Consider the following 24,738-nt stretch of genomic DNA (forward strand, 5'->3'; position numbering starts at 1 on the left):
ACGCGGAGCGTCCCTGGAGGCGTTACCACGCGGAGCGTGGGAACGATCAGGGTGGGGCAGATGTGGAGATAAAGATCGTTCCCACGCTCTGCGTGGGAATGCAGCCACTGACGCTCTGCGTCATAGCGGTTTTCAGCCTGTCGCCAAGGGTGAAGCTGGAACGCGGAGCGTCCCTGGAGGCGTTACCACGCGGAGCGTGGGAACGATCAGGGTGGTCAGATGTGGAGATAAAGATCGTTCCCACGCTCTGCGTGGGAATGCAGCCACTGACGCTCTGCGTCATAGCGGTTTTCAGCCTGTCGCCAAGGGTGAAGCTGGAACGCGGAGCGTCCCTGGAGGCGTTACCACGCGGAGCGTGGGAACGATCAGGGTGGGGCAGATGTGGAGATAAAGATCGTTCCCACGCTCTGCGTCATAGCGGTCTTGACCTTGTCGATAATGGTGAAGCTGGAACGCGGAGCGTCCCGGGAGACATTCCTTTGCTGCGCGTGGGAATGATCATGGGCGGGATCAGGCCGACATGACCTCGCGAATATCGCGGGCCAGTTCGCGCACGCGCTCTTCTTCGGTGTCCCAGGAGCACATGAAACGTGCGCCGCCCTTGCCGATGAAGGTGTAGAAGCGCCAGTTCTTTGCAGTCAACGCAGCGATGGCCGGCTCGGACAGTTGCAGGAACACGCCGTTTGCCTGCACCGGGAACATCAGTTCGACGCCGGGGATGTCGCTGACCAGTTCTGCCAGCAGTTGCGCGCAGTGGTTGGCGTGGCGGGCGTATTTGAGCCAGGCGTCGTTTTCCAGAATGCCGACCCACGGTGCCGACAAAAAGCGCATCTTCGACGCCAGTTGCCCGGCCTGCTTGCAGCGGTAGTCGAAGTCTTCGGCCAGTTTGTGGTTGAAGAACAGGATCGCTTCACCCACCGCCATGCCGTTCTTGGTGCCGCCGAAGCACAGTACATCAACGCCGGCCTTCCAGGTCAGGTCGGCGGGCGAGCAGCCGAGGAATGCGCAGGCGTTGGAGAACCGCGCGCCGTCCATGTGCAGGTGCAGGCCCAGTTCTTTGCAGGTTGCGCTGATGGCGCGGACTTCTTCCGGGGTGTAGACGCTGCCGACTTCAGTGGCTTGAGTCAGGGTTACCACGCGCGGTTTCGGGTAGTGGATGTCCTGGCGCTTGAGTGCGACTTCGCGGATCGATTGCGGGGTGATCTTGCCGTTTTCGGTGCCGGCGATCAGCAGCTTCGAGCCGTTGGAAAAGAATTCCGGAGCGCCGCATTCGTCGGTTTCGACGTGGGCGGTTTCCGAGCAGATCACGCTGTGGTAACTCTGGCACAGCGACGACAGGGCCAGCGAGTTGGCGGCGGTGCCGTTGAAGGCGAAGAACACTTCGCAGTCGGTTTCGAACAGTTTGCGGAAATGATCCGCCGCGCGGGCGGTCCATTCATCGTCGCCGTAAGCGCGCTGGTGGCCGTGGTTGGCCTGTTCCATGGCAGCCCAGGCTTCCGGGCAGATCCCGGAATAGTTGTCGCTGGCGAATTGTTGGCTCTTGTCGGTCATGGCCGGCTTCCGTAATCGAGACTCTTGTGAAGGCTCGTGGTCAATGAGGATGCGCACTTTACCGAAGATCTTCCGGGGAGCACATGCGATGTCGGGTGGGGAAAATTACCAGTTTATGGGCCGATTATGCACCTGAGCCAACGCGACGGTGCCCTGGATCTGCTCAAATGGCTGGCGTTGCTGAGCATGTTGCTCGATCACCTGCGATATGTCGGCTTCTCCGTCGATTGGTTGTATGTGCCCGGGCGATTGGCGTTTCCATGGTTTTGCCTGGCGATGGCGGCGAATCTGGCACGAGACGATTCGCGCAAAATGGAATGGCGCTATCTGGGCTGGCTGTTGCTGTTCAGCGCCATCAGCGAAGTCCCTTATCGCTTTTATATCCCCGACCCTGACACGTTCAACGTGATGCCGACGCTGGCGCTGGGCTTGCTGGTGGCGCGCGGCTGGCAGGACTCAGCGTCGGTGGCGCGATTGCTCGCACTGGCCGCGCTGGTGGTTGCGGCGGTTTTTTCAGAACGACTGATGTTTGGTTTCTTCGGCGTATTGTTGCCGTTGGCGATGTTGCTGGTTTTCCGCCGACCCTGGTATTTCAGCCTGTTGCCGGGGCTGGTGTGTCTGGCGGCGAATCAATGGCAAGTGCTGCTCGAATCGGCGCGCTTCGGCAACAGCGTGGCGATTCTAGGGCTGACGACTTGTCTGTTTGCGCCGATGCTCGGAATGTTCTTGTTGCGACATGGGCGACATGTCCGGCCTCCACCGATGCGGCGCTGGGCGTATGCGTTGTATCCCGCGCATTTCCTCCTGCTGCTCGCCATCCGCCAAATCATCGCCTGACCCCTGTAGGAGCTGCCGAAGGCTGCGATCCGTTGATCTTCAAAGTCAAAGTCAAAAGATCGCAGCCTTCGGCAGCTCCTACAGGGGGAGTGCATTCTTCGGGTCATTTCCAGCCATGTCGTAAACGCACCTTTGCGTGGCGTCCGCAGGCATTTGAGCTGTCTGTGCCGGTCATACCATCGCATCAAAGGGCACTGCCATCATTGTCAGTGCCTTACCGAGACGAATGGCGCACAGATGCCGCTGGGAGAGACGCGATGTTCAGCAAGCAAGACCAGATCCAGGGTTACGACGATGCACTGCTGGCGGCGATGAATGCCGAGGAGCAACGTCAGGAAGATCACATCGAGCTGATCGCGTCGGAGAACTACACCAGCAAGCGCGTCATGCAGGCGCAAGGCAGCGGCCTGACCAACAAATACGCCGAGGGCTATCCGGGCAAGCGCTACTACGGCGGCTGCGAGCATGTGGATAAAGTCGAAGCGCTGGCCATCGAACGCGCCAAGCAACTGTTCGGTGCCGACTATGCCAACGTCCAGCCGCACTCCGGCTCCTCGGCCAACAGCGCCGTGTACCTGGCGTTGATCCAGCCGGGCGACACTATCCTCGGCATGAGCCTGGCCCACGGCGGTCACCTGACCCACGGCGCGAAAGTGTCGTCCTCGGGCAAGCTCTACAACGCCGTGCAGTACGGCATCAACACCGACACCGGGCTGATCGACTACGACGAAGTCGAGCGTCTGGCCGTCGAGTGCAAACCGAAAATGATCGTTGCCGGTTTCTCGGCTTACTCGAAGACTCTGGACTTCCCGCGCTTCCGTCAGATCGCCGACAAGGTCGGCGCGCTGCTGTTCGTCGACATGGCCCACGTCGCCGGTCTGGTCGCTGCGGGCCTGTACCCGAATCCGCTGCCGTACGCCGACGTGGTCACCACCACCACGCACAAGACCCTGCGCGGTCCGCGTGGTGGGTTGATCCTGGCCAAGTTCAACGAAGAGATCGAGAAGAAGCTCAACGCCGCCGTTTTCCCCGGCGCCCAGGGCGGCCCGCTGATGCACGTCATCGCCGGTAAAGCGGTGTGCTTCAAGGAAGCACTGGAGCCTGGCTTCAAGGCTTATCAGCAACAAGTGATCGACAACGCCCAGGCGATGGCCAGCGTGTTCATCAAGCGTGGCTACGATGTTGTGTCCGGCGGTACCGACAACCACTTGTTCCTGGTCAGCCTGATCCGTCAGGGCCTGACCGGCAAGGACGCCGACGCCGCGCTGGGCCGCGCGCACATCACGGTGAACAAGAACGCCGTGCCGAACGACCCGCAGTCGCCGTTCGTGACCTCGGGCCTGCGCATCGGCACCCCGGCGGTGACCACGCGCGGCTTCAAGGTCAGCCAGTGCGAAACCCTCGCCGGCTGGATCTGCGACATCCTCGACAACCTCGGCGACGCCGATGTCGAGGCCAATGTCGCCCAGCAGGTCTCGGCCCTGTGCGCAGACTTCCCGGTTTATCGCTGAGTCGGTTTTGGAGTAATGACTATGCAACGCTATTCCGGCTTCGGCCTGTTCAAACACTCGCTCAGCCACCACGAAAACTGGCAGCGCATGTGGCGCACGCCCACCCCGAAAAAAGTCTACGACGTGGTCATCGTCGGCGGCGGCGGGCACGGCCTGGCGACGGCCTACTATCTGGCCAAGGAGCACGGCATTACCAATGTCGCCGTGGTCGAGAAAGGCTGGCTGGGCGGCGGTAACACCGCGCGCAACACCACCATCGTGCGTTCCAACTACCTGTGGGACGAGTCGGCGCACCTCTACGAACACGCGATGAAATTGTGGGAAGGCCTGTCGCAGGATCTCAACTACAACGTGATGTTCTCCCAGCGTGGCGTCTACAACCTGTGCCACACCCTGCAGGACATCCGTGATTCCGAGCGTCGGGTCAGCGCCAACCGCCTCAACGGCGTCGACGGCGAACTGCTCGACGCCAAGCAGGTTGCGGACGAAATTCCGTACCTGGACTGCTCGAAAAACACTCGCTACCCGATCATGGGCGCCACCGTGCAGCGTCGCGGCGGCGTCGCCCGTCACGATGCCGTGGCGTGGGGCTTCGCCCGTGCCGCCGATGCCTTGGGCGTGGACTTGATCCAGCAGACCGAAGTGATCGGTTTCCGCAAGGAAAACGGTGTGTGCATCGGCGTCGAAACCAACAAGGGTTTCATCGGCGCCAAGCGCGTCGGCGTGGTGACGGCCGGTAACTCCGGGCACATGGCCAAGCTTGCCGGTTTCCGCCTGCCGATCGAATCCCACCCGCTGCAAGCGCTGGTGTCCGAGCCGATCAAACCGATTATCGACAGCGTGATCATGTCCAACGCCGTACACGGTTACATCAGCCAGTCCGACAAGGGCGACCTGGTGATCGGCGCCGGTATCGACGGCTACAACGGCTACGGCCAGCGTGGTTCGTACCCGGTAATCGAACACACCATCCAGGCCATCGTCGAGATGTTCCCGGTGTTGTCCCGCGTACGCATGAACCGCCAGTGGGGCGGCATCGTCGACACCACCCCGGACGCTTGCCCGATCATCTCGAAAACGCCGGTACCAAACATGTTCTTCAACTGCGGTTGGGGCACCGGTGGCTTCAAGGCCACACCGGGTTCGGGCAACGTGTTTGCCGCGAGTCTGGCCAAGGGTGAAATGCACCCATTGGCTGCACCTTTCTCCATCGACCGTTTCCACAACGGTGCGTTGATCGATGAACACGGCGCTGCTGCGGTTGCCCACTAACAGGAGAAATCCCCATGTTGCATATCTTCTGTCCTCACTGCGGCGAACTGCGCTCTGAAGAGGAATTCCACGCATCCGGTCAGGCGCACATCCCGCGTCCGCTGGATCCGAACGCCTGCACCGATGAAGAGTGGGGCGACTACATGTTCTTTCGCGATAACCCGCGCGGTCTGCACCATGAGTTGTGGGACCACGTTGCCGGTTGCCGCCAGTACTTCAACGTCACTCGCGATACCGTGACCTACGAGATTCTCGAGAGCTACAAGATCGGCGAGAAGCCGCAATTCACCGACAAGGCTGGCACTGCGAAAACAGCCACGACGGCGCTGGGAGAGAAGGTATGAGCCAGACCAATCGCCTGTCCAACGGTGGACGGATCGACCGCAACAAAGTGCTGAGCTTCACCTTCAACGGCCAGACCTACAAAGGCTACGAAGGCGACTCGCTGGCCGCCGCACTGATCGCCAACGGCGTCGACATCATCGGCCGCAGCTTCAAGTATTCGCGCCCTCGCGGCATCTTCGCCGCCGGTTCCGAAGAGCCGAACGCCGTGCTGCAGATCGGTGCCACCGAAGCCACGCAGATTCCCAACGTGCGCGCCACGCAACAGGCGTTGTATCAGGGCCTGGTCGCCACCAGCACCAATGGCTGGCCGAGCGTCAACAACGACATGATGGGGATTCTCGGCAAGGTCGGCGGCAAGCTGATGCCGCCGGGTTTCTACTACAAAACCTTCATGTACCCGCAATCGTTCTGGATGACTTACGAGAAGTACATCCGCAAGGCTGCCGGCCTCGGCCGTTCGCCGACCGAGAACGATCCGGACACCTACGACTACATGAACCAGCACTGCGACGTGCTGATCGTCGGTGCCGGCCCGGCCGGTCTCGCCGCTGCCCTGGCGGCTGCGCGCAGCGGTGCCCGAGTGATTCTGGCCGATGAGCAGGAAGAGTTCGGCGGCAGCCTGCTCGACTCGCGCGAAAGCCTCGACGGCAAACCGGCGATGGAATGGGTCGCCAGTGTCATCGCTGAATTGAAGAACACCCCGGACGTGCTGCTGTTGCCGCGCGCCACGGTCAACGGCTACCACGACCACAACTTCCTGACCATTCACGAACGCCTCACCGATCACCTCGGTGACCGCGCGCCGATCGGTCAGGTGCGTCAGCGCATCCACCGTGTCCGCGCCAAGCGCGTGGTGCTGGCGACCGGCGCCCACGAGCGTCCGCTGGTCTACGGCAACAACGACGTGCCGGGCAACATGCTCGCCGGTGCGGTGTCGACTTACGTGCGTCGTTATGGCGTAGCGCCGGGCAAAAAACTGGTGCTGTCGACCAACAACGATCACGCCTATCGTGTCGCTCTCGATTGGCTCGATGCCAGTCTGCAAGTCGTCGCCATCGCTGACGCCCGCAGCAATCCGCGCGGTGCATTGGTCGAAGAAGCGCGCGCCAAAGGCATTCGCATCCTCACCGGCAGCGCGGTCATTGAAGTGCGTGGCAGCAAGCGTGTGACCGCTGCGCGCGTCGCCGCGATTGACGTAAAGGCCCACGCCGTAACCAGTCCGGGCGAGTGGCTCGACTGCGACCTGGTGGCCAGCTCCGGCGGTTACAGCCCGGTGGTTCACCTGGCTTCGCACCTCGGTGGCAAACCAGTGTGGCGCGAAGACATTCTCGGTTTCGTACCGGGCGAAGCACCGCAGAAGCGCGTGTGCGTCGGTGGCATCAATGGCGTCTACGCGCTGGGCGATTCGCTGGCCGACGGTTTTGAAGGTGGCGTGCGCGCTGCCGCCGAAGCCGGTTTCCAGACTGTCGAAGGCGTGTTGCCGAAAGCCCTGAGCCGTCTCGAAGAGCCGACCCTGGCGCTGTTCCAGGTGCCGCACGAGAAGAACTCGGCGCGTGCACCGAAGCAATTCGTCGACTTCCAGAACGACGTCACCGCCGGTGGTATCGAATTGGCGACCCGTGAAGGTTTCGAGTCGGTCGAGCACGTCAAACGCTATACCGCGCTGGGCTTCGGCACCGATCAGGGCAAGCTCGGCAACGTCAACGGTCTGGCCATTGCCGCCCGGTCGCTGAACGTGACCATCCCGCAGATGGGCACCACCATGTTCCGTCCGAACTACACGCCGGTGACCTTCGGCGCTGTGGCCGGTCGGCATTGCGGGCACATCTTCGAACCGGTGCGCTACACCGCGCTGCATGCCTGGCACGTGAAGAACGGCGCCGAGTTTGAAGACGTCGGTCAGTGGAAGCGTCCCTGGTATTTCCCGAAAAACGGTGAAGACCTGCACGCGGCGGTCAAGCGCGAATGCAAAGCCGTGCGCGACAGCGTCGGCCTGCTCGATGCCTCGACCCTCGGCAAGATCGACATCCAAGGCCCGGATGCCCGCGAGTTCCTCAACCGCGTGTACACCAACGCCTGGACCAAGCTCGACGTGGGCAAGGCTCGCTACGGTCTGATGTGCAAGGAAGACGGCATGGTCTTCGACGACGGTGTGACCGCGTGTCTGGCCGACAACCATTTCGTCATGACCACCACCACCGGCGGCGCCGCGCGCGTACTGCAGTGGCTGGAGCTGTACCACCAGACCGAATGGCCGGAGCTGAAGGTGTACTTCACTTCCGTCACCGACCACTGGGCGACCATGACCCTGTCCGGGCCGAACAGCCGCAAGCTGCTCAGCGCCGTGACTGACATCGATCTGAGCAACGAAGCGTTCCCGTTCATGACCTGGAAAGAAGGTCTGGTCGGCGATGTGCCGGCGCGGGTGTTCCGTATCTCGTTCACCGGTGAGCTGTCGTACGAAGTCAACGTGCAGGCCGACTACGCGATGGGCGTGCTGGAGAAAATCGTCGAGGCCGGCAAGCAGTACAACCTGACGCCGTACGGCACCGAAACCATGCACGTTTTGCGGGCGGAGAAGGGCTTCATCATCGTCGGCCAGGACACCGACGGCTCAATGACCCCGGATGACCTGAACATGGGCTGGTGTGTGGGTCGCACCAAACCGTTCTCGTGGATCGGCCAGCGTGGCATGAACCGCGAAGATTGCGTCAAGGAACAGCGCAAACAACTGGTGGGCCTCAAGCCGATCGATCCGACCAAATGGCTGCCGGAAGGTGCGCAGCTGGTGTTCAACACCAAGCAGGCGATCCCGATGACCATGGTCGGCCACGTGACCTCCAGCTACGCGCACAACTCCCTCGGTTATTCGTTTGCCATGGGTGTGGTCAAGGGCGGTCTCAAGCGCATGGGCGAGCGGGTGTTCGCACCGCTGGCCGATGGCAGCGTGATCGAAGCGGAAATCGTTTCTTCGGTGTTCTTCGATCCGAAGGGTGAGCGGCAGAACATCTGACCCTGATCGTTCCCACGCTCCGCGTGGGAATGCATCCCGGGACGCTCCGCGTCCCAAGAGCGGACGCAGAGCGTCCATGGCGGCATTCCCACGCAGAGCGTGGGAACGATCAATACAAGAAGGTGCTTTATGACCACAGCCAATGTTTACCAGCAACGCCCGACCACCGGCGCCCGTGCCGAGTCGTCGCTGCACCATGCCGACCTCGCCAGCCTGGTCGGCAAGGGCCGCAAGAACGCCGGCGTGATCGTGCGTGAGAAAAAACTCCTCGGCCACCTGACCATTCGTGGCGATGGCCACGATGCAGCCTTCGCGGCCGGTGTGCACAAAGCGTTGGGCATTGAATTGCCCGGCGCCCTCAGCGTGATCGTCAAAGGCGAAACCAGCCTGCAATGGATGGGCCCGGACGAGTGGCTGCTGATCGTGCCAAGCGGCGAAGAATTCGCCGCCGAGCAGAAACTGCGTGAAGCGCTGGGTGATCTGCACATTGCCATCGTGAATGTCAGCGGCGGCCAGCAAATTCTCGAACTGAGCGGGCCGAACGTGCGCCAGGTGCTGATGAAATCCACCAGCTATGACGTGCACCCGAACAACTTTCCGGTCGGCAAAGCGGTGGGCACGGTGTTCGCCAAATCGCAGCTGATGATTCGTCATACCGCCGAAGACACCTGGGAACTGCTGATCCGTCGCAGCTTCTCGGATTACTGGTGGTTGTGGTTGCAGGATGCTTCGGCCGAGTACGGCCTCAGCGTTCAGGCCTGAAGATCAAAAGCCACCCCCTCACCCCAGCCCTCTCCCCCAAGGGGGAGAGGGGAAAGGGAGCAGATAGATGATCGTTCCCACGCTCCGCGTGGGAATGCATCCCGGGACGCTCCGCGTCCCAAGAGCGGACGCAGAGCGTCCATGGCGGCATTCCCACGCAGAGCGTAGGAACGATCAGAGGAAAAAATATGAGCCGCGCCCCAGACACATGGATTCTGACCGCTGACTGTCCCAGCGTCCTCGGCACGGTGGACGCGGTCACGCGTTTTCTGTTCGAGCAGGGCTGTTATGTGACCGAGCACCACTCGTTCGATGACCGCCTCTCGGGGCGCTTCTTCATCCGCGTGGAATTCCGTCAGCCCGACGGCTTCGACGAGCAATCCTTCCGCGCAGGTTTGGCCGAGCGCGGAGAAGCGTTCGGCATGCTCTTCGAGCTGACCGCGCCGAACTACCGGCCGAAAGTGGTGATCATGGTCTCCAAGGCCGATCACTGCCTCAATGACTTGCTCTATCGCCAGCGCATCGGCCAGTTGTCGATGGACGTGGCGGCGGTGGTGTCCAACCATCCGGATCTCAAGCCGTTGGCCGACTGGCACCAGATTCCCTACTACCATTTCCCTCTCGACCCCAATGACAAACCGGCGCAGGAGCGTCAGGTCTGGCAGGTGATCGAAGAGGCCGGTGCCGAACTGGTGATCCTCGCCCGCTACATGCAGGTGCTGTCGCCGGAGCTGTGCCGCAAGCTCGACGGCAAGGCGATCAACATTCATCACTCGTTGTTGCCGGGCTTCAAGGGCGCCAAGCCGTATCACCAGGCCTACAACAAGGGCGTGAAACTGGTTGGCGCGACGGCGCATTACATCAACAACGACCTCGATGAAGGGCCGATCATCGCCCAGGGCGTCGAGGCGGTGGATCACAGTCATTACCCCGAGGACCTGATTGCCAAGGGCCGGGATATCGAAGGCCTGACCTTGGCGCGGGCGGTCGGGTATCACATCGAAAGACGCGTGTTCCTGAACGCCAACAGAACAGTCGTTCTTTAGCTCCAAGCTTCAAGCTCCAAGCCGCAAGAACAAGCGGTCAGCACACTTCTTGCGGCTTGTAGCTTGCCGCTTGAAGCTCAATCAACTCTCTACCCAACAACAAATATAGAGGTGATGGCATGTCTGGCAATCGTGGTGTGGTGTATCTCGGCGCTGGCAAGGTCGAAGTACAGAAAATCGACTATCCGAAAATGCAGGACCCGCGCGGTCGCAAGATCGAGCACGGGGTCATTCTCAAAGTGGTTTCCACCAACATCTGCGGCTCCGACCAACACATGGTGCGCGGTCGGACCACGGCGCAGACCGGTCTGGTGCTGGGTCACGAAATCACCGGCGAGGTGATCGAAAAGGGTTCCGACGTCGAAAACCTGAAGATCGGCGATCTGGTCTCTGTTCCGTTCAACGTAGCTTGCGGGCGCTGCCGTTCCTGCAAGGAGCAACACACCGGCGTCTGCCTGACCGTCAACCCGGCCCGTGCCGGCGGCGCATACGGTTACGTCGACATGGGCGACTGGACCGGTGGCCAGGCTGAATACGTGCTGGTGCCGTACGCCGACTTCAACCTGCTGAAACTGCCGGATCGCGACAAGGCCATGGAGAAAATCCGCGACCTGACCTGCCTCTCCGACATCCTCCCGACCGGTTACCACGGCGCGGTTACTGCCGGCGTTGGCCCGGGCAGTTCCGTGTACATCGCCGGCGCCGGTCCGGTCGGTCTGGCCGCTGCCGCTTCCGCACGTTTGCTCGGTGCGGCGGTGGTGATTGTCGGCGACGTCAACACCATCCGCCTGGCTCACGCCAAGGCCCAGGGCTTTGAGGTCGTCGACCTGTCCAAGGACACCCCGCTGCACGAACAGATCGCCGCACTGCTGGGCGAGCCGGAAGTCGACTGTGCGGTGGACTGCGTCGGTTTCGAAGCACGCGGCCACGGCCACGACGGCGTCAAGGCCGAAGCCCCGGCCACGGTGCTCAACTCACTGATGGGCGTGGTGCGCGTTGCCGGCAAGATCGGTATCCCGGGCCTGTACGTCACCGAAGATCCGGGCGCCGTCGACGCCGCGGCGAAAATGGGCAGCCTGAGCATCCGCTTCGGCCTGGGCTGGGCCAAATCCCACAGCTTCCACACCGGCCAGACTCCAGTGATGAAGTACAACCGCCAGTTGATGCAGGCGATCATGTGGGACCGCATCAACATTGCCGAAGTGGTCGGCGTGCAAGTGATCAGCCTCGATCAGGCGCCGGAAGGTTACGGCGAGTTCGATGCGGGTGTGCCGAAGAAGTTTGTGATTGATCCGCATAAGTTGTTCAGTGCGGCGTAAGTTCTACCCATGTAAGAAGGGCAGCCGATCGGGCTGCCCTTTTTTGTTCTGTGTTCGACCAGTTATTTAAAGGCGCATTTGCGGGCGTCACCATCCTTGGTTGCACACTCATCACCGTTCCAATTGCTACCGGTGGCTTGAACCGGAGTGTCGTTTCTGTAGCCAGCCGAGACGCCAAGGTCTGCCTCACCTTCGTATCGGCAGATGACAACCGAATTGGCAGTGTCTTTATCTTTAAGTCGGGCAGAAGTGAAGGTGACATCTTCGGCTCCTTGCGCATGAGTCACTGATATCGTTGGGCAGGTTGCAGCATAGGCAGTACTCATCATGGTCAGACCAAGCACGGCGCCAGTGACAATTTTCAACTTCATCATTTCGTACTCCGTTACGTAATTGGAGTGGAGATATTCACTTGCATCGTTATGACTGCCAACTGTCAGATCTGACAGTTGGTTAGTTCCAATCGAAATAAATAGTCGGGTTTTCAGTGTGAAGTCGAATAGTGAAGTGGCTATTCAACGATTGAACAATTCATTTTGGTGAGTGCGTAGAGAAGGGGATGCGCCGCGAGGAACATGCCGCCCAATACCCGGTCAAACCGGCAGTTTCGTCGCCGTTGTCCGGTGGCAGCTTTTTCCAAAGAGGATGTCTGAATGAAGATTTCACGCGGTTTTGCCCTGGCATCGCTCCTGACTCTGGCCGCCGGGCCGGTGTTTGCCGGTTTCAGTTTGAACGACGTGGCCGGTGCGGTAGCGGGGATGCAGGGTGGTGACAAGGCGGCCGCTGCGGCGCCGACCTCGGAGACCGCTGGTTTGTTGAGTGCTCTGAGTGCACTGGACGTCACGCCGGAGCAGGCCGTTGGCGGCACCAGCGCGATGCTTGGGCTGGCGAAGAATCAGTTGAGCAGCACCGACTATTCGCAACTGGCCAAGGAAGTGCCGGGCATCGACAAACTGTCCGGTGGCAGCGGCAATCTGGCGGCGCTCGGGGCGTTGCTCGGTTCGTCCGGCAAGTCCGCAGGTCTTGAAAACGCGCTGGGCAATGTCAAAGACAGCAACGACCTCAACAACGCGTTCAGCGCGCTGGGCATGGACAGCGGCATGATCGGCCAGTTTGCCCCGGTGTTGCTGCAATACCTCGGTCAGCAGGGCGTCGGCGGTTCGCTGTTGAGCAGCCTGGGCAGCATCTGGGGCACCGGCACCGGCACTTGAGTCAGCGGCGCTCGTTGCGCAGCTCGACGATGCGCTGATCCTTCTCGGTCCAGAGCTGGTTGACCCAGTTCTGGACGTGTTGGCGAAAGGCCGGATCTTTCTCGTAATCGCCCTGCCACAGCGCCGGGTCGAGTTCGCGGGTCCTGATGTCGATGATCACTCGCGGCACGTTGCCGCTGATCAGATCCCAGAAGCCCGGGATTTTTTCCTGCGGATACACCACCGTCACATCGAGCATCGCGTCGAGCTGTTCGCCCATCGCCGCCAGCACGAACGCCACGCCGCCGGCCTTGGGTTTGAGCAAGTGGTTGAACGGTGATTCCTGCTGGGTGCTTTTCGCCAGGGTGTAGCGCGTGCCTTCCAGATAATTCACCACCGTCACCGGCTGGCGCTTGAACAGCTCGCACGCCGCTTTGGTGATTTCCAGATCCTTGCCCGCCAGCTCGGGGTTCTTCACCAGAAAGGCTTTGGTGTAGCGCTTCATGAACGGGTAATCCAGCGCCCACCACGCCAAGCCCAGGAACGGCACCCAGATCAGCTCTTTCTTCAGAAAGAACTTGAAGAACGGCGTGCGCCGGTTGAGGGTCTGGATCAGTGCCGGAATGTCGACCCACGATTGATGGTTGCTGACCACCAGATAGGACGTGTCGCGGCGCAGATCGTCGCCGCCGCGAATGTCCCACTGCGTCGGGATGCACAGCTGGAAGATCAGCTTGTCGATTTCGGCCCAGGTCTCGGCGATCCACATCACCGCCCCCGATGCGTAATCCCGCCAGCGCCCGGGTGCGACCAGTTTGAGCAGGGCAAACACCATCAATGGCCCGATCAGGATCAGGGTGTTGAGCAACAGCAACAGGGTGACGAAACAGCCGGTGAGCAGGCGGCGCATAAGCAACTCTATGAAGTGGCAGGGGCGAGCCATGATAAGCAGCTTCGCGCGACAGGCCAAATCGGCGCTGACGAATGTTTCACTTCAGTCCCGTTAACCTGATCGTTCCCCCGCTCTGCGTGGTAACGCCGCCCGGGACGCTCCGCGTCCCCTGTGACGCAGAGCGTCACTGGATGCATTCCCACGCAGAGCGTGGGAACGATCAACCGCGCGACGGTCTAAAATGCCGTTGCCTAACCTCCCAAGGAAGCCCCTTACGTGAAATCCCTCCTTGCTCTGTTTGCCCTCGTTGCGCTGCCGGTCATGGCCGCCGAGCCGACGCTGTACGGTCGCTACGAATACATCGCGCTGCCGGAAATCGGTGGCGAAGTGCTCAAGGCCAAGATGGACACTGGCGCGCTGACCGCCTCGCTGTCGGCCAAGGACATCGAGACCTTCACCCGCGATGGCGAAGACTGGGTGCGTTTCCGCCTCGCCACCAAGGACGCCAGCAACAAGGTTTTCGAGCACAAGGTCGCGCGGATCAGCAAGATTAAAAGCCGTTCCGACGAGGACGATGAAGAGCGCGACAGCAGCGATGTCGCCAAGCGCCCGGTGGTCGATCTGGAGCTGTGCCTGGGCAACGTCAAGCGCACCGTCGAGGTCAACCTGACCGACCGCAGCCACTTCAACTATCCGCTGCTGATCGGCGCCAAGGCCTTGCGCGAGTTCGGCGCGGCGGTCAATCCGGCGCGGCGTTACACCGCCGACAAGCCTGACTGCTAAGTGGTCTGATTGACGTAACCCCGGGCTTGGGGCACCGTTCGCGCACTAACTGCCACGGGCTCGGACGCCATGCCGCACATCCTGATTGTCGAAGACGAAGCGGCGATTGCCGACACATTGATTTTTGCCTTGCAGGGCGAGGGGTTCAGCACCACGTGGCTGAACCTCGGCGCGGCGGCGCTGGAGCATCAGCGACAAACCCCGGCCGACCTGATCATTCTCGATATCGGTTTGCCGGACATCAGTGGCTTCGAAACCTGCAAGCAGTTGCGACGCTTCACGGAAGTGCCGGTGCTGTTTCTCAGCGCCCGCGACGCCGAGATCGACCGCGTGGTGGGTCTGGAGATCGGTGCCGACGATTACGTGGTCAAGCCGTTCAGCCCGCGTGAAGTGGCGGCGCGGGTCAAAGCCATCCTCAAGCGCATGGCGCCGCGCGCAACCCTGGAAGCAGGCTCAACGCTGTTTCGCATCGATGCTGAACGCGTGCAGATCAGCTATCGCGGCCAGCCGCTGAGCCTGACCCGCCATGAATTCCGCTTGTTGCAATGCCTGCTCGAACAACCTGAGCGAGTGTTCAGCCGCGAGCAATTGCTCGATGCGCTGGGCGTAGCGGCCGACGCCGGTTACGAGCGCAGCATCGACAGCCACATCAAAAGCCTGCGCGCCAAGTTGCGCCTGGTGCGCGCCGAGGCCGAGCCGATCCAGACCCATCGCGGCCTCGGTTACAGCTACAGCCCGGGGCACAGCTGATGTCGCTGGGGCTGCGGATCTTTCTGGTGTACGTGCTGTTTGTCGGCCTGACCGGTTATTTCGTCCTCAATACGGTGATGGAAGAAATTCGCCCCGGCGTGCGCCAGTCCACCGAAGAGACGCTGGTCGACACCGCCAACCTGATGGCTGAAATCCTGCGCGACGATTTCAAGGCCGGCACCCTCAGCGAGAACCGCTGGCCGCAATTGCTCCGCGCCTATGGCGAGCGGCAGCCGCAAGCGACCATCTGGGGCTTGCCGAAAAACCAGGTAAACCACCGCATCTACGTCACCGACGCCAAGGGCATCGTCGTGCTCGACTCCAGCGGCGTCGCGGTCGGCCAGGATTATTCGCGCTGGAACGACGTCTACCTGACCCTGCGCGGCGAGTACGGCGCGCGCTCCAGCCGCAGTGATCCTGACGATCCGAGCTCTTCAGTGATGCATGTCGGCGCGCCGATCCGCGACAACGGCAGGATCATCGGCGTGGTCACCGTGGCCAAGCCCAACAGTTCGCTGCAACCCTACGTCGATCGCACCGAGCGGCGCTTGCTGTTTTACGGCGCCGGACTGATCGGCCTCGGTCTGCTCTTCGGCGCCTTGCTCTCATGGTGGCTGAGCCGCGCGCTGCACCGTTTGACCGGTTATGCCCAAGCGGTGAGCGAAGGCCGGCGCGTGGAAGTGCCGCATTATCGCGGCGGCGAACTGGAGCAACTGGCGACGGCGGTCGAGCAGATGCGCACGCAGCTCGAAGGCAAGGCCTACGTCGAGCGCTACGTGCACACCCTGACCCATGAATTGAAAAGTCCGCTGGCGGCGATCCGGGGCGCAGCGGAGCTGCTGCAAAGCGAGATGCCGGCCGTCCAGCGTTTGCGCTTTGTCAGCAACATCGACAGCGAAAGCGCGCGGATGCAGCAGTTGATCGAGCGCCTGCTCAACCTGGCGCAAGTCGAACAACGCCAAGGGCTGGAAGAGCGGGTGGCAGTGCCGCTGGCGCTGTTGGTCGCAGAACTGCTCAAGGCGCAGGCCGCGCGGATCGAGGGCAAACAACTGCGCGTCGAGCAAGTGATCGGCGAGGATCTGCTGTTGATTGGCGAGCCGTTTCTGCTGCGCCAGGCGTTGGGCAATCTGCTGGAAAACGCACTCGATTTCACCCCGACGTCGGGGCTGTTGCGCTTGAGCGCCGAGCGGGTTGGCGAGCAGGTCGAGTTCCGCCTGTTCAACCAGACCACGCCGATTCCCGATTACGCCTTGCCACGCCTGACCGAACGCTTCTACTCGTTGCCGCGCCCGGACAGCGGACGCAAGAGCACCGGGCTGGGGCTGAACTTCGTTGAAGAAGTGGTCAAGCTGCATGGCGGGGTGATGCGCATTGGCAATGTCGAGGGCGGGGTTGAAGTGGTATTGCGCTTGCCTTGAGATAGCCAAAAGATCGCAGCCTTCGGCAGCTCCTACATTTGGAATACGGTACAACTGTAGGAGCTGCCGAAGGCTGCGATCTTTTGATCTTTCCACACAATCTCCATATTCCCCCCACACTCTCACCACACCGTATCAGCAGACTCCTCCCATCCAAACAGGGAGAGTCCCATGAACAAGAATCTGACCATCAAACTCGGCGCAATCGCCTTGCTGATCCTGCTGTTGCTGATCCCCCTGCTGATGATCGACGGCATCATCGATGAGCGTCAGCAACTGCGCGACGGTGTGCTCGAAGACATCGCGCGCAGCTCCAGTTACAGCCAGCAACTGACCGGGCCGGTGATGGTAGTGCCGTATCGCAAGGTGGTGCGCACCTGGAAAACCAACGAGAAAACCAACAAGCGCTACGAAGAAGTCAGCGAAGCGCGCGGGCGTCTGTACTTTCTGCCGGAGCGTTTCGAGCTCGACGGGCAAGTACAAACCGAACTGCGCAAACGCGGCATTTACGAGGCACGGCTGTTCCACGCCGACAACCGCATCGATGGGCATTTTTCCCTGCCGGCGCAGTTGGGCATCAAGGAGAATTTTGCCGATTACCAATTCGACGCGCCGTTCCTTGCCGTCGGTATCAGCGATATTCGCGGCATCGAAAACGCGCTGAAACTCGAGCTAGGCAGCCAGCAACTGGACTTCGTGCCCGGCAGCGAAGTGGCCTGGATCGGCGAGGGCGTACACGTGACGCTACCGGCACTGGACGCCAGCAAAGCCACGCAACTGACCTTCGGTTTCGACCTGCGCCTGCAAGGCACCGGCTCGCTGCGGGTGGTGCCGGTGGGCAAGACCAGCAGTGTCAGCCTCGCCGCCAATTGGCCGCACCCCAGCTTCGTCGGCAACTTTCTGCCGGCCAAGCGCGAGATCAACGATCAGGGTTTCAGCGCCGACTGGCAGACCTCGTTTTTCTCCACCAACCTGCAAGAGGCGATGGAGCGCTGCGTCGCTGGCGACTGTGACGCGCTTAACGGGCGCAGCTTCGGCGTGAGCTTCATCGACCCGGTGGATCAGTACCTGAAGAGCGACCGGGCGATCAAATACGCGCTGCTGTTCATCGTCTTGACCTTCGCCGGTTTCTTCCTCTTCGAAGTGCTCAAGAGCCTGGCGGTGCACCCGGTGCAATATGCCTTGGTCGGTGTCGCGCTGGCGTTCTTCTACCTGCTGCTGTTGTCGCTGTCGGAACACATCGGTTTTGCGCTGGCGTATCTGTTGTCGGCGAGTGGCTGCGTGTTGCTGATCGGCTTCTATGTCAGCCACGTCCTGCGCAGCGCGCGGCACGGCTTGAGTTTCTCGGCCGGGCTGGCGGCGCTGTATGGCCTGCTGTACGGCTTGCTCAGCGCCGAGGACTACGCGCTGCTGATGGGCTCGTTGATGCTGTTCGGTCTGCTCGGGGTGTTCATGGTGCTCACGCGCAAACTGGACTGGTACGGGATTGGTTTGAAGCCGGCCAGGCCGCTGGAGTTTGATGTGGAGGCGATGCAATGAGCGGGTTGAGGGCTGAGCGCAGGGAAGTGGCGGTTCTGCTGACGTTGATTGTTGCAGCGCTGCCGCCAGAACCGAGGTGGTGCCATCGCTGGCAAGCCAGCTCCCACAGGATATATGCCGACACACAGGTCAGCGGTCTGTCCCGATTCAATGTGGGAGCTGGCTTGCCAGCGATGGGGGCAGATCAGGCGCCGCAGAATCAGGGCTTGGGCATTGTCGCCACCATGGACGGTCGCTGACTCACCTCGAAATACCAGTTGGCCAGTTGCGGATTGGCTGCACGCCAGTCCATGTCCGGGAAACGCAGGTCCAAATAGCCCAAAGCGCAGGCCACGCTGATCGCCGCGACATCGAAATGGCTGGTCAGCTCGGCAATCGCTTCGCTCTCGAGCACGGCGAGGGCGCGGCGGATCTTGTCGCGCTGGGCGTCGAGCCATTCGTCCCAGTGTTTTTCCACCGGGCGCAGGACGGTTTCATAACGCACCATCACCGAGGCATCCATGATCCCGTCAGCCATCGACGCCAGGGTCAGGCGCCGCCAGCGCGCCGCACCTTCACGGGGGATCAGCGGATTGCCGACGTGCTGCTGGTCGAGGTACTCGAGGATGACGCGGCTGTCATGGATGACATTGCCATCGGCCAGGCGCAGGGCGGGGATTTTGCTCAACGGGTTGTCGGCGATCAGCTCCGGGTTCGGGCTGACCGGGCTGAGCACACAGTCCTGCAGCGCGACACGATCCTGCTGACCGGTTTCGTGCAGCAGCACCATGACCTTGCGGACAAAGGGCGACAGGGTGTTGTGGTACAGGGTCATGCTGGGGGCGGACATGGAGGAACCTCAGTGGTCGGCGAAGAGCAGGAGATTAGCCGTAGGAGCTGCGGAACGCTGCGATCTTTTGATTTTGATCCTGCTTTTGAAAGCAAAAGATCGCAGCGTTCCGCAGCTCCTACAAGGATTTCAGCTTCGCCGTATTAATCCCTTTATGGCCAAAACCGCTGGCACGCCAAGCCCGACCCAGCTCAAGGCATCCCAGATTCCATCCCCCAGCAACGCCGCAAACAGCCCCGCCGCACTGAGCAGGGCGATCACGATCGGTGTGCTGAAGACCTTCCAGAAACTCGACTGACGCGGCTTCATGCCGAGGCCTCCGCCGGTTCCAGAACAGGCTTGGCCGCCTTGCGCCGCACTACCCAAAGATAAACGCCACTGGCCAACACGATGATCGTCAGCACATCCAGCGTCGCCCAGAGAATCTTCATCGGCATGCCGCCGTAGTCACCAAAATGCAGCGGCTGCGACATGCCCATGGCGTCCATGTACCAGGGCCGTTCCGCCACGGCGGTGACCTGCAAGGACGTGGCGTCGATCAGCACCGGCGTCAGCAGGTGCGAGGTCAGGTGCGTGCCGCCCTTCATGAACACCGCGTAATGGTGCTCGCTGGAAAAGCGCGTGCCGGGGAAGGCGATGAAATCCGGCTTCATCCCCGGTGCGACTTCCTCGGCGATGTCGAGCAGCCGCGTAGCCGGCGCCAGCTGGGTCAGCGGCGGCGCATCGCGATACGGAGCGATCAGCGTGGTCAACGCGTCGTTGCGCCAGGCGGCGATGAGCAGGTCGGCGCAGGCGCTGATCACCCCGGTCACGCCCACCACCAGGCACCAGGTCAAAGTGACGACGCCGATCAAATTGTGCAGGTCGAGCCAGCGCAGTCTTGTCGATTTGTCCTGGCGCACGGTGCCGAATTTCAAGCGGCGCATGAACGGCAGGTACAGCACCGTGCCGGACACGATCGCCACGACAAACAACAGCCCCATGAACGCCAGCAGCAGCTTGCCCGGCAGCCCGGCAAACATGTCGACGTGCAGGCGCAGGATGAACAGCATCAAGCCGCCGTTGGCCGAAGGGGTTTCCAGCGCTTCGCCAGTGCGCGCATCGAGCATGAAGGTGTGCGAAGAGTTCGGCTCGGTGTCGGCCGTCCTGGCCATGATCGCGAACGCCGCGTTCGGCTCTTCGTCGTCATAACCGAAGTACTGCATGACTTCGCCCGGGCGATGTTTCTGCGCGGCATCGACCAGTTGCTGCAGGTCGAGTTGCGGCGTGTCGGCCGGCATCTCGCGCAGTTCCGGGGCGTTGCCCAGCGCGTGATCAATCTCGTGGCTGAAAATCAGCGGCAGACCGGTCAGCGCCAGCATCAGCAGAAACACCGTGCAGATCAGGCTGGTCCAGGTGTGGATGAACGACCAGCGGCGGATGGTTTTACTTTTCATTGCATGACCTTCAAAAACACCAAAGCCGTCCGGTACGGAGGCCTGGGAACAGGGCCTGTTTCAGCTCACTGGCTTACCACTTGTATGTGGCGCTGGCGACGACACTGCGCTGGTCGCCGTAGTAGCAGTAGAAGCTGTCGCAGGTGGAAATGTAGTCCTTGTCGAACAGGTTGGTCGCGTTCACCGCCAGCGATGCACCTTTGAGACTGTTGTCCAGACGGCCCAGATCATAATGCACGCTGGCGTCGAACACGGTATAGGCATCGGCCTTGCCCAGCCAGGTGTTGGCCTTGTCGCCGTAGGTGTTGCCGGTGTAGCGCACGCCGGCACCGATACCGAAACCGTCGAGCACGCCGGCGTGCCAGGTGTAGTCGGTCCACAGCGAGGCTTGTTGGTTGGGCATCAGTTGCAGGCGGTTGCCCTTGTCGACGCCTTTCTGCACTTCGGACTTGGCCAGGGTGTAGGCGGCGATGACTTTGAGGTTGTCGGTCACATCCGACACCGCTTCGAGCTCCAGGCCTTTGACCTTCACTTCGCCGGTCTGGCTGGTCACCGAGACGTTGTTGACGAAGGTGTTCACCGCGACGTTCTTCTGGGTCAGGTCATACACGGCGGCGGTCAGCAGGGTCTTGCTGCCCGGAGGCTGGTATTTGATGCCCAGTTCCCACTGCTTGCCTTCGGTCGGCTTGAGCGAGCCGGTCGAGGTGGCATCGGCGCCCGTGGTCGGCTGGAACGATTCGGCGTAGGACAGGTACGGCACGAAGCCGTTATCGAAGACGTAGCTGAGCGCCGCGTTGCCGCTGAATTTCTTGTCGCGCTGGGTGTTGGTGGCGTCGCTCTGGTTGATGAATTGGGTGCTGGTGTGGACCCAGTCTTCACGGCCGCCGAGGGTCAGGCGCCACTGGTCGAGAGCCATTTGGTCCTGCACGTAGAGACCGGTCTGGTAGGTCTTCTGGTTGTAGTCGTAAAACGCCGTGGAGCGCGCCGGACGTACGATCGGCTGGCCGTAGATCGGGTTGATGACGTTGGTTTGCAGGCCATCGCCAAAGATCGAGGTGTAGTTGGTGTTGCTGCGCTGGTGATCCAGACCCAGCAGCAAGGTGTGGCGAATCTCACCCGTGGCGAAGTCGGCCTGGAAGTTGTTGTCCACGGCAAACTGGCTGATGTCTTCGTCGACGCTGGTGCTGGTGCGGCCGACGTTGCCTTCTGCATCCACGGTGGTGAACGGATAGGAACCAGGGGTCAGCGACTGGAACGACAGGTCCGACTTGGTGTAGCGCAGGTTCTGTTTGAACTGCCAGACATCGTTCAATCGATGTTCGAAGGCATAACCCAGCGCGTAGTAGGTGCGGTCGTAGTATTCCCAATCCGGATCGCCGAGATTCTTGTGATGGGAAATATCACCGAGCGGCGATTTGATCTTCGTGCCCTGGATCGGCAGAAACTGGCTGGTGATGCCGGTGTCGTCGCGGGTGAACTGGCTCAGCAGAGTGAGTTTGGTGTCGTCATCGATGTTCCAGGTCAGGCTCGGCGCGATGTTGTAGCGCTTGTTGTCGACGTGATCGACCTGGGTGCCGCTGTCGCGCACCACGCCGCTGAGGCCATAGAGAAACTGCCCGGCCTCATCGATCTTGCCGGTGCTGGCGAAGTTGATCTGGCGGTGATTGTCGCTGCCGTATTGCAGCTGGATTTCGCTGCTGGCCTCCGCGCTCGGACGGCGGCTGACCATGTCGAGCAAACCGCCCGGCGGGGTCTGGCCGTACACCGACGAGGCCGGGCCACGCAGCAGGGCGAGGCGGTCGAGGTTCCAGGTTTCCTGTTTCGGGTTGGCGTACACGCCTTTGGGCAGCGGCAGGCCATCGAGGAACTGGGTCGGTTCGAAACCGCGCACGCGCAGCCAGTCGGCGCGGGTGTCGCTGCCGTAGCTGCTGGCGGTGATGCCCGGCATGTAGCGCACCGCGTCGTCGAGGCTGTGCACGCTGCGGTCGTCCATTTGCTGGCGGGTTGCCACCGAAATCGAACGCGGTGCTTCGACCAGGGCGGTGTCGGTCTTGGTGCCGGCGGCGGTGCGGGTCGCGGTGTAGCCTTCGACCGGGCCCCAGGCGCTTTCAAAGTTTTCCACGCCGATGACCGAAGTCTCCGGCAGGGCCAGCGTGCCTTCAGGCACGGCCACCAGGGTGTAAGTGCCGGCGCTGCTCTGTTCCAGCTGCAGACCGGTGCCGCGCAAAGCCGCGCGCAGGGCACCGGCGGCGTCGTACTGGCCGTTGACCGGCGCCGAGTTTTTGCCGGCGGCCAGCGCAGGATTGAGCGACAGGGCGAGGCCGCCCTGGCTGGCGATCTGGTTCAGGGTGGTCGACAGCGGCGCCGCCGGCAGGTTGTAGGCGCGCACGCTGGACGCTTGCTCAGCGGCGAGCAACGGGCTGCTGATCAGCGGCGTGCCGAAAGCGATGGCAAAAGCCAGCAGACTGGGGCGCAACAAGGTGTCTGGCGAACGGGACATACGGCGGCTCCTGAATGGAAATATTTCTCAATTGCCTGTGTGCCGGACGAGATTGGAAAAGTGATAGGGCTGGGTGGAAATTCTTTTTGGCAGGAAATGGTTGTGCGGCTGATGGCGCCTTCGCGAGCAGGCTCGCTCCCACACTGATCGTTCCCACGCTCCGCGTGGGAATGCCTCAATGGACGCTCTGCGTCCGCTTCGGCAGGGACGCAGAGCGTCCCGGGCTGCATTCCCACGCAGAGCGTGGGAACGATCATGTCAAGGGGCGGAGGGCTCTGCCTTCGCCACGGTGACCCAATACGGCGTATGCCGCTCGATCTGCACCGGCAAGGTCGGCAGCAATGCACTCAGTGCCTTGTCGGTGTCATGCAACGGAAAGCTGCCGGTAATGCGCAGATCGGCCACTTCCGGCGCCACGCCCAGATGGCCACGACGATAGCGCCCGAGCTCATGCACCAGATCGCCCAGCCGCGCGTTGTCCACCACCAGCATGCCGCGCGTCCAGGCATCGGCGCCGGGGGCGAGGGCGGCAATCGAGCCCAGCCCGTCACTACGCAACAGCACCTGCTGGCCTTCGCGCAGAATCTGTTCTTGCGGGTTGGCTTGGGCATGTGCCGCCACCGCTGACTGCAACACGCTCAGCCGTGTGCCATCGTCCTCGCGCTTGACCAGAAACCGCGTGCCCAGCGCACGCATGCTGCCTTCGCGGGTTTCGACGATGAACGGCCGCGCGTCGCCATGCCCGGTCTCGACGAGAATTTCGCCTTCCTGCAACACGATCAAGCGGCGTTCGTCATCGAAGCGTACGTCGACCGCGCTGTGGGTATTGAGGTTGAGCAGGGTGCCGTCGGACAGGCGCACGGTGCGCTGTTCACCGGTGGCGGTGCGCTGATCGGCGAGCCAGTAATCCAGCGGCAGGTAGCGCTCACTGACAAACAGCCCCAGCCCGATCATCACCACGACACTGGCCAGCCCACTGCCGAGTTTGCGCACGCGCCGGCGAATGCCTTCGCGCGATTGCAGCAACGCGCTTCGGGCCGGGCCTTTGGCGACGCTGAAACGCTGATCGAGCATGCCCAACTGACGCCAGGCACGGGCATGTTCTTCATGGGCGGCATGCCATTTAGCGAATTCTTCACGCTCCAGCGCGGTGCTCGAATCGAGGGTCAATTGCCAGGCAATCGCCGCGTCCAACACATGCGCCGGCACCGGCCGCGAACTGGCCGCGGTCATGTCGGCTCACCGTAAAGGGCGATGTAACACTGGCGCAGGCCTTGCGCCAGATACTGACGCACGCGCGGCACTGAGACGCCGAGCTTGCCGGCGATCTCGGCGTGGCTGAGGCCGTCGAGGCGGTTGTACAGGAAGGCCGCACGAGCCTTGGTCGACAACTTGCCGAGCAGGCGATCGATGGCTTTGAGGTCGTCGAGGATCATTTGCTGTTCTTCCACCGACGGTTGTTCGTCTTCGGGGATCAGCATCAGTTCGGTGAGGTAGGCCTGTTCCAGCGCGGCGCGGCGGAAGTAGTCGAACAACAGGCCTTTGGCGATCGCCACCAGAAACGCCCGAGGTTCGCGCGGCGTCAGCAATTCGTCGCGGTTGAGCAGGCGCACGAACGTGTCCTGGCTCAGGTCCTCAGCACGCTGCGGACACGCCACATTGCGCCGCAACCACGCCAGCAGCCAACCGCGATGGTCGCGATACATCGCACCGACGAGCTCACTGTGGGGGTTGGGCACTGACGA

22 protein-coding genes are annotated in these 24,738 nt (G+C 61.8%); 13 read left to right on the top strand and 9 right to left on the bottom strand.

Annotated features, from left to right (window positions below; all coding sequences use genetic code 11):
* Positions 1-510: 510 nt before the first annotated feature.
* Positions 511-1,551 (bottom strand): low specificity L-threonine aldolase, encoded by a 1,041-nt coding sequence (locus D8U60_RS19770; protein ID WP_016772826.1) that lies wholly within the window; start codon positions 1,549-1,551, stop codon positions 511-513.
* A 126-nt stretch (positions 1,552-1,677) separates the two neighbouring features.
* Here D8U60_RS19770 and D8U60_RS19775 point away from each other — a divergent pair, with 126 nt between their 5' ends.
* The 8 genes from D8U60_RS19775 to fdhA all read left to right on the top strand — a co-directional run bounded on the left by D8U60_RS19775 (position 1,678) and on the right by fdhA (position 11,656).
* The gene (locus D8U60_RS19775; RefSeq protein ID WP_130900731.1) at positions 1,678-2,388 is read left to right on the top strand and encodes a TraX family protein; all 711 of its coding nucleotides are present in this window, start codon (positions 1,678-1,680) and stop codon (positions 2,386-2,388) included.
* A gap of 257 nt (positions 2,389-2,645) precedes the next feature.
* The gene (gene glyA / locus D8U60_RS19785; protein WP_130900733.1) at positions 2,646-3,899 is read left to right on the top strand and encodes a serine hydroxymethyltransferase; all 1,254 of its coding nucleotides are present in this window, start codon (positions 2,646-2,648) and stop codon (positions 3,897-3,899) included.
* 21 nt (positions 3,900-3,920) lie between these two features.
* Positions 3,921-5,171 carry a sarcosine oxidase subunit beta gene (locus D8U60_RS19790; protein WP_016772829.1) on the top strand — a complete coding sequence of 417 codons (1,251 nt, stop codon included), beginning with the start codon at positions 3,921-3,923 and terminating at the stop codon, positions 5,169-5,171.
* Between the two features lie 14 nt (positions 5,172-5,185).
* Positions 5,186-5,515, top strand: a complete 330-nt coding sequence (locus tag D8U60_RS19795; protein WP_016772830.1) for a sarcosine oxidase subunit delta — start codon at positions 5,186-5,188, stop codon at positions 5,513-5,515.
* Positions 5,512-8,529, top strand: a complete 3,018-nt coding sequence (locus tag D8U60_RS19800; RefSeq protein WP_130900734.1) for a sarcosine oxidase subunit alpha — start codon at positions 5,512-5,514, stop codon at positions 8,527-8,529. The genes D8U60_RS19795 and D8U60_RS19800 overlap by 4 nt, the downstream gene beginning before the upstream one ends.
* A 129-nt stretch (positions 8,530-8,658) precedes the next feature.
* Positions 8,659-9,291: a sarcosine oxidase subunit gamma family protein gene (soxG, locus tag D8U60_RS19805; RefSeq protein ID WP_016772832.1), complete on the top strand. Its 633-nt coding sequence runs from the start codon at positions 8,659-8,661 to the stop codon at positions 9,289-9,291.
* Between the two features lie 188 nt (positions 9,292-9,479).
* Positions 9,480-10,337 carry a formyltetrahydrofolate deformylase gene (purU, locus tag D8U60_RS19815; RefSeq protein WP_016772833.1) on the top strand — a complete coding sequence of 286 codons (858 nt, stop codon included), beginning with the start codon at positions 9,480-9,482 and terminating at the stop codon, positions 10,335-10,337.
* Positions 10,338-10,456: 119 nt separating this feature from the next.
* Positions 10,457-11,656, top strand: a complete 1,200-nt coding sequence (fdhA, locus tag D8U60_RS19820) for a formaldehyde dehydrogenase, glutathione-independent (RefSeq protein ID WP_016772834.1) — start codon at positions 10,457-10,459, stop codon at positions 11,654-11,656.
* Positions 11,657-11,718: 62 nt separating this feature from the next.
* Here fdhA and D8U60_RS19825 read toward each other — a convergent pair whose 3' ends face one another.
* A complete protein-coding gene (locus tag D8U60_RS19825) occupies positions 11,719-12,030 on the bottom strand; it encodes a hypothetical protein (RefSeq protein WP_130900735.1) in 312 nt (103 codons plus the stop codon).
* Positions 12,031-12,309: 279 nt separating this feature from the next.
* Here D8U60_RS19825 and D8U60_RS19830 point away from each other — a divergent pair, with 279 nt between their 5' ends.
* Positions 12,310-12,867, top strand: coding sequence for a DUF2780 domain-containing protein (locus tag D8U60_RS19830; protein ID WP_123443808.1), 558 nt, complete (start codon positions 12,310-12,312; stop codon positions 12,865-12,867).
* 1 nt (position 12,868) lies between these two features.
* Here D8U60_RS19830 and D8U60_RS19835 read toward each other — a convergent pair whose 3' ends face one another.
* Positions 12,869-13,756: an acyltransferase gene (locus D8U60_RS19835; RefSeq protein ID WP_130900736.1), complete on the bottom strand. Its 888-nt coding sequence runs from the start codon at positions 13,754-13,756 to the stop codon at positions 12,869-12,871.
* A gap of 258 nt (positions 13,757-14,014) precedes the next feature.
* Between D8U60_RS19835 and D8U60_RS19845 the strand changes: the two genes are divergently transcribed.
* The 4 genes from D8U60_RS19845 (at position 14,015) to creD (ending at position 18,228) form a co-directional block, all read left to right on the top strand.
* Positions 14,015-14,521 carry an ATP-dependent zinc protease gene (locus D8U60_RS19845; RefSeq protein ID WP_016772839.1) on the top strand — a complete coding sequence of 169 codons (507 nt, stop codon included), beginning with the start codon at positions 14,015-14,017 and terminating at the stop codon, positions 14,519-14,521.
* A gap of 69 nt (positions 14,522-14,590) precedes the next feature.
* Positions 14,591-15,271, top strand: coding sequence for a two-component system response regulator CreB (gene creB, locus D8U60_RS19850; RefSeq protein WP_024014583.1), 681 nt, complete (start codon positions 14,591-14,593; stop codon positions 15,269-15,271).
* Entirely contained in the window at positions 15,271-16,689 is a 1,419-nt protein-coding gene (gene creC / locus D8U60_RS19855; RefSeq protein WP_122699682.1) for a two-component system sensor histidine kinase CreC, read from the top strand. The genes creB and creC overlap by 1 nt, the downstream gene beginning before the upstream one ends.
* A 171-nt stretch (positions 16,690-16,860) precedes the next feature.
* Positions 16,861-18,228 carry a cell envelope integrity protein CreD gene (gene creD / locus D8U60_RS19860; protein ID WP_125925482.1) on the top strand — a complete coding sequence of 456 codons (1,368 nt, stop codon included), beginning with the start codon at positions 16,861-16,863 and terminating at the stop codon, positions 18,226-18,228.
* Between the two features lie 199 nt (positions 18,229-18,427).
* Here creD and D8U60_RS19865 read toward each other — a convergent pair whose 3' ends face one another.
* The 6 genes from D8U60_RS19865 to D8U60_RS19895 form a co-directional block, all read right to left on the bottom strand.
* Complete coding sequence (locus D8U60_RS19865) at positions 18,428-19,057, bottom strand: glutathione S-transferase (RefSeq protein WP_051600799.1); 630 nt, start codon at positions 19,055-19,057, stop codon at positions 18,428-18,430.
* Positions 19,058-19,186: 129 nt separating this feature from the next.
* The gene (locus D8U60_RS19870) at positions 19,187-19,366 is read right to left on the bottom strand and encodes a hypothetical protein (protein ID WP_130900738.1); all 180 of its coding nucleotides are present in this window, start codon (positions 19,364-19,366) and stop codon (positions 19,187-19,189) included.
* On the bottom strand, positions 19,363-20,493 hold the full coding sequence (locus D8U60_RS19875; RefSeq protein ID WP_122881844.1) for a PepSY-associated TM helix domain-containing protein: 1,131 nt from the start codon (positions 20,491-20,493) through the stop codon (positions 19,363-19,365). The genes D8U60_RS19870 and D8U60_RS19875 overlap by 4 nt, the downstream gene beginning before the upstream one ends.
* Positions 20,494-20,566: 73 nt before the next feature.
* Positions 20,567-22,993: a TonB-dependent siderophore receptor gene (locus tag D8U60_RS19880; protein WP_130900739.1), complete on the bottom strand. Its 2,427-nt coding sequence runs from the start codon at positions 22,991-22,993 to the stop codon at positions 20,567-20,569.
* 258 nt (positions 22,994-23,251) lie between these two features.
* On the bottom strand, positions 23,252-24,226 hold the full coding sequence (locus tag D8U60_RS19890) for a FecR family protein (protein WP_122881847.1): 975 nt from the start codon (positions 24,224-24,226) through the stop codon (positions 23,252-23,254).
* On the bottom strand, positions 24,223-24,699 hold the full coding sequence (locus D8U60_RS19895; RefSeq protein ID WP_166554767.1) for an RNA polymerase sigma factor: 477 nt from the start codon (positions 24,697-24,699) through the stop codon (positions 24,223-24,225). Before D8U60_RS19895 ends, D8U60_RS19890 begins: the two co-directional genes overlap by 4 nt.
* Between the last annotated feature and the right edge of the window lie 39 nt (positions 24,700-24,738).

This window comes from Pseudomonas sp. Sample_11 (assembly GCF_004307505.1).
Taxonomy (GTDB): domain Bacteria; phylum Pseudomonadota; class Gammaproteobacteria; order Pseudomonadales; family Pseudomonadaceae; genus Aquipseudomonas; species Aquipseudomonas atacamensis.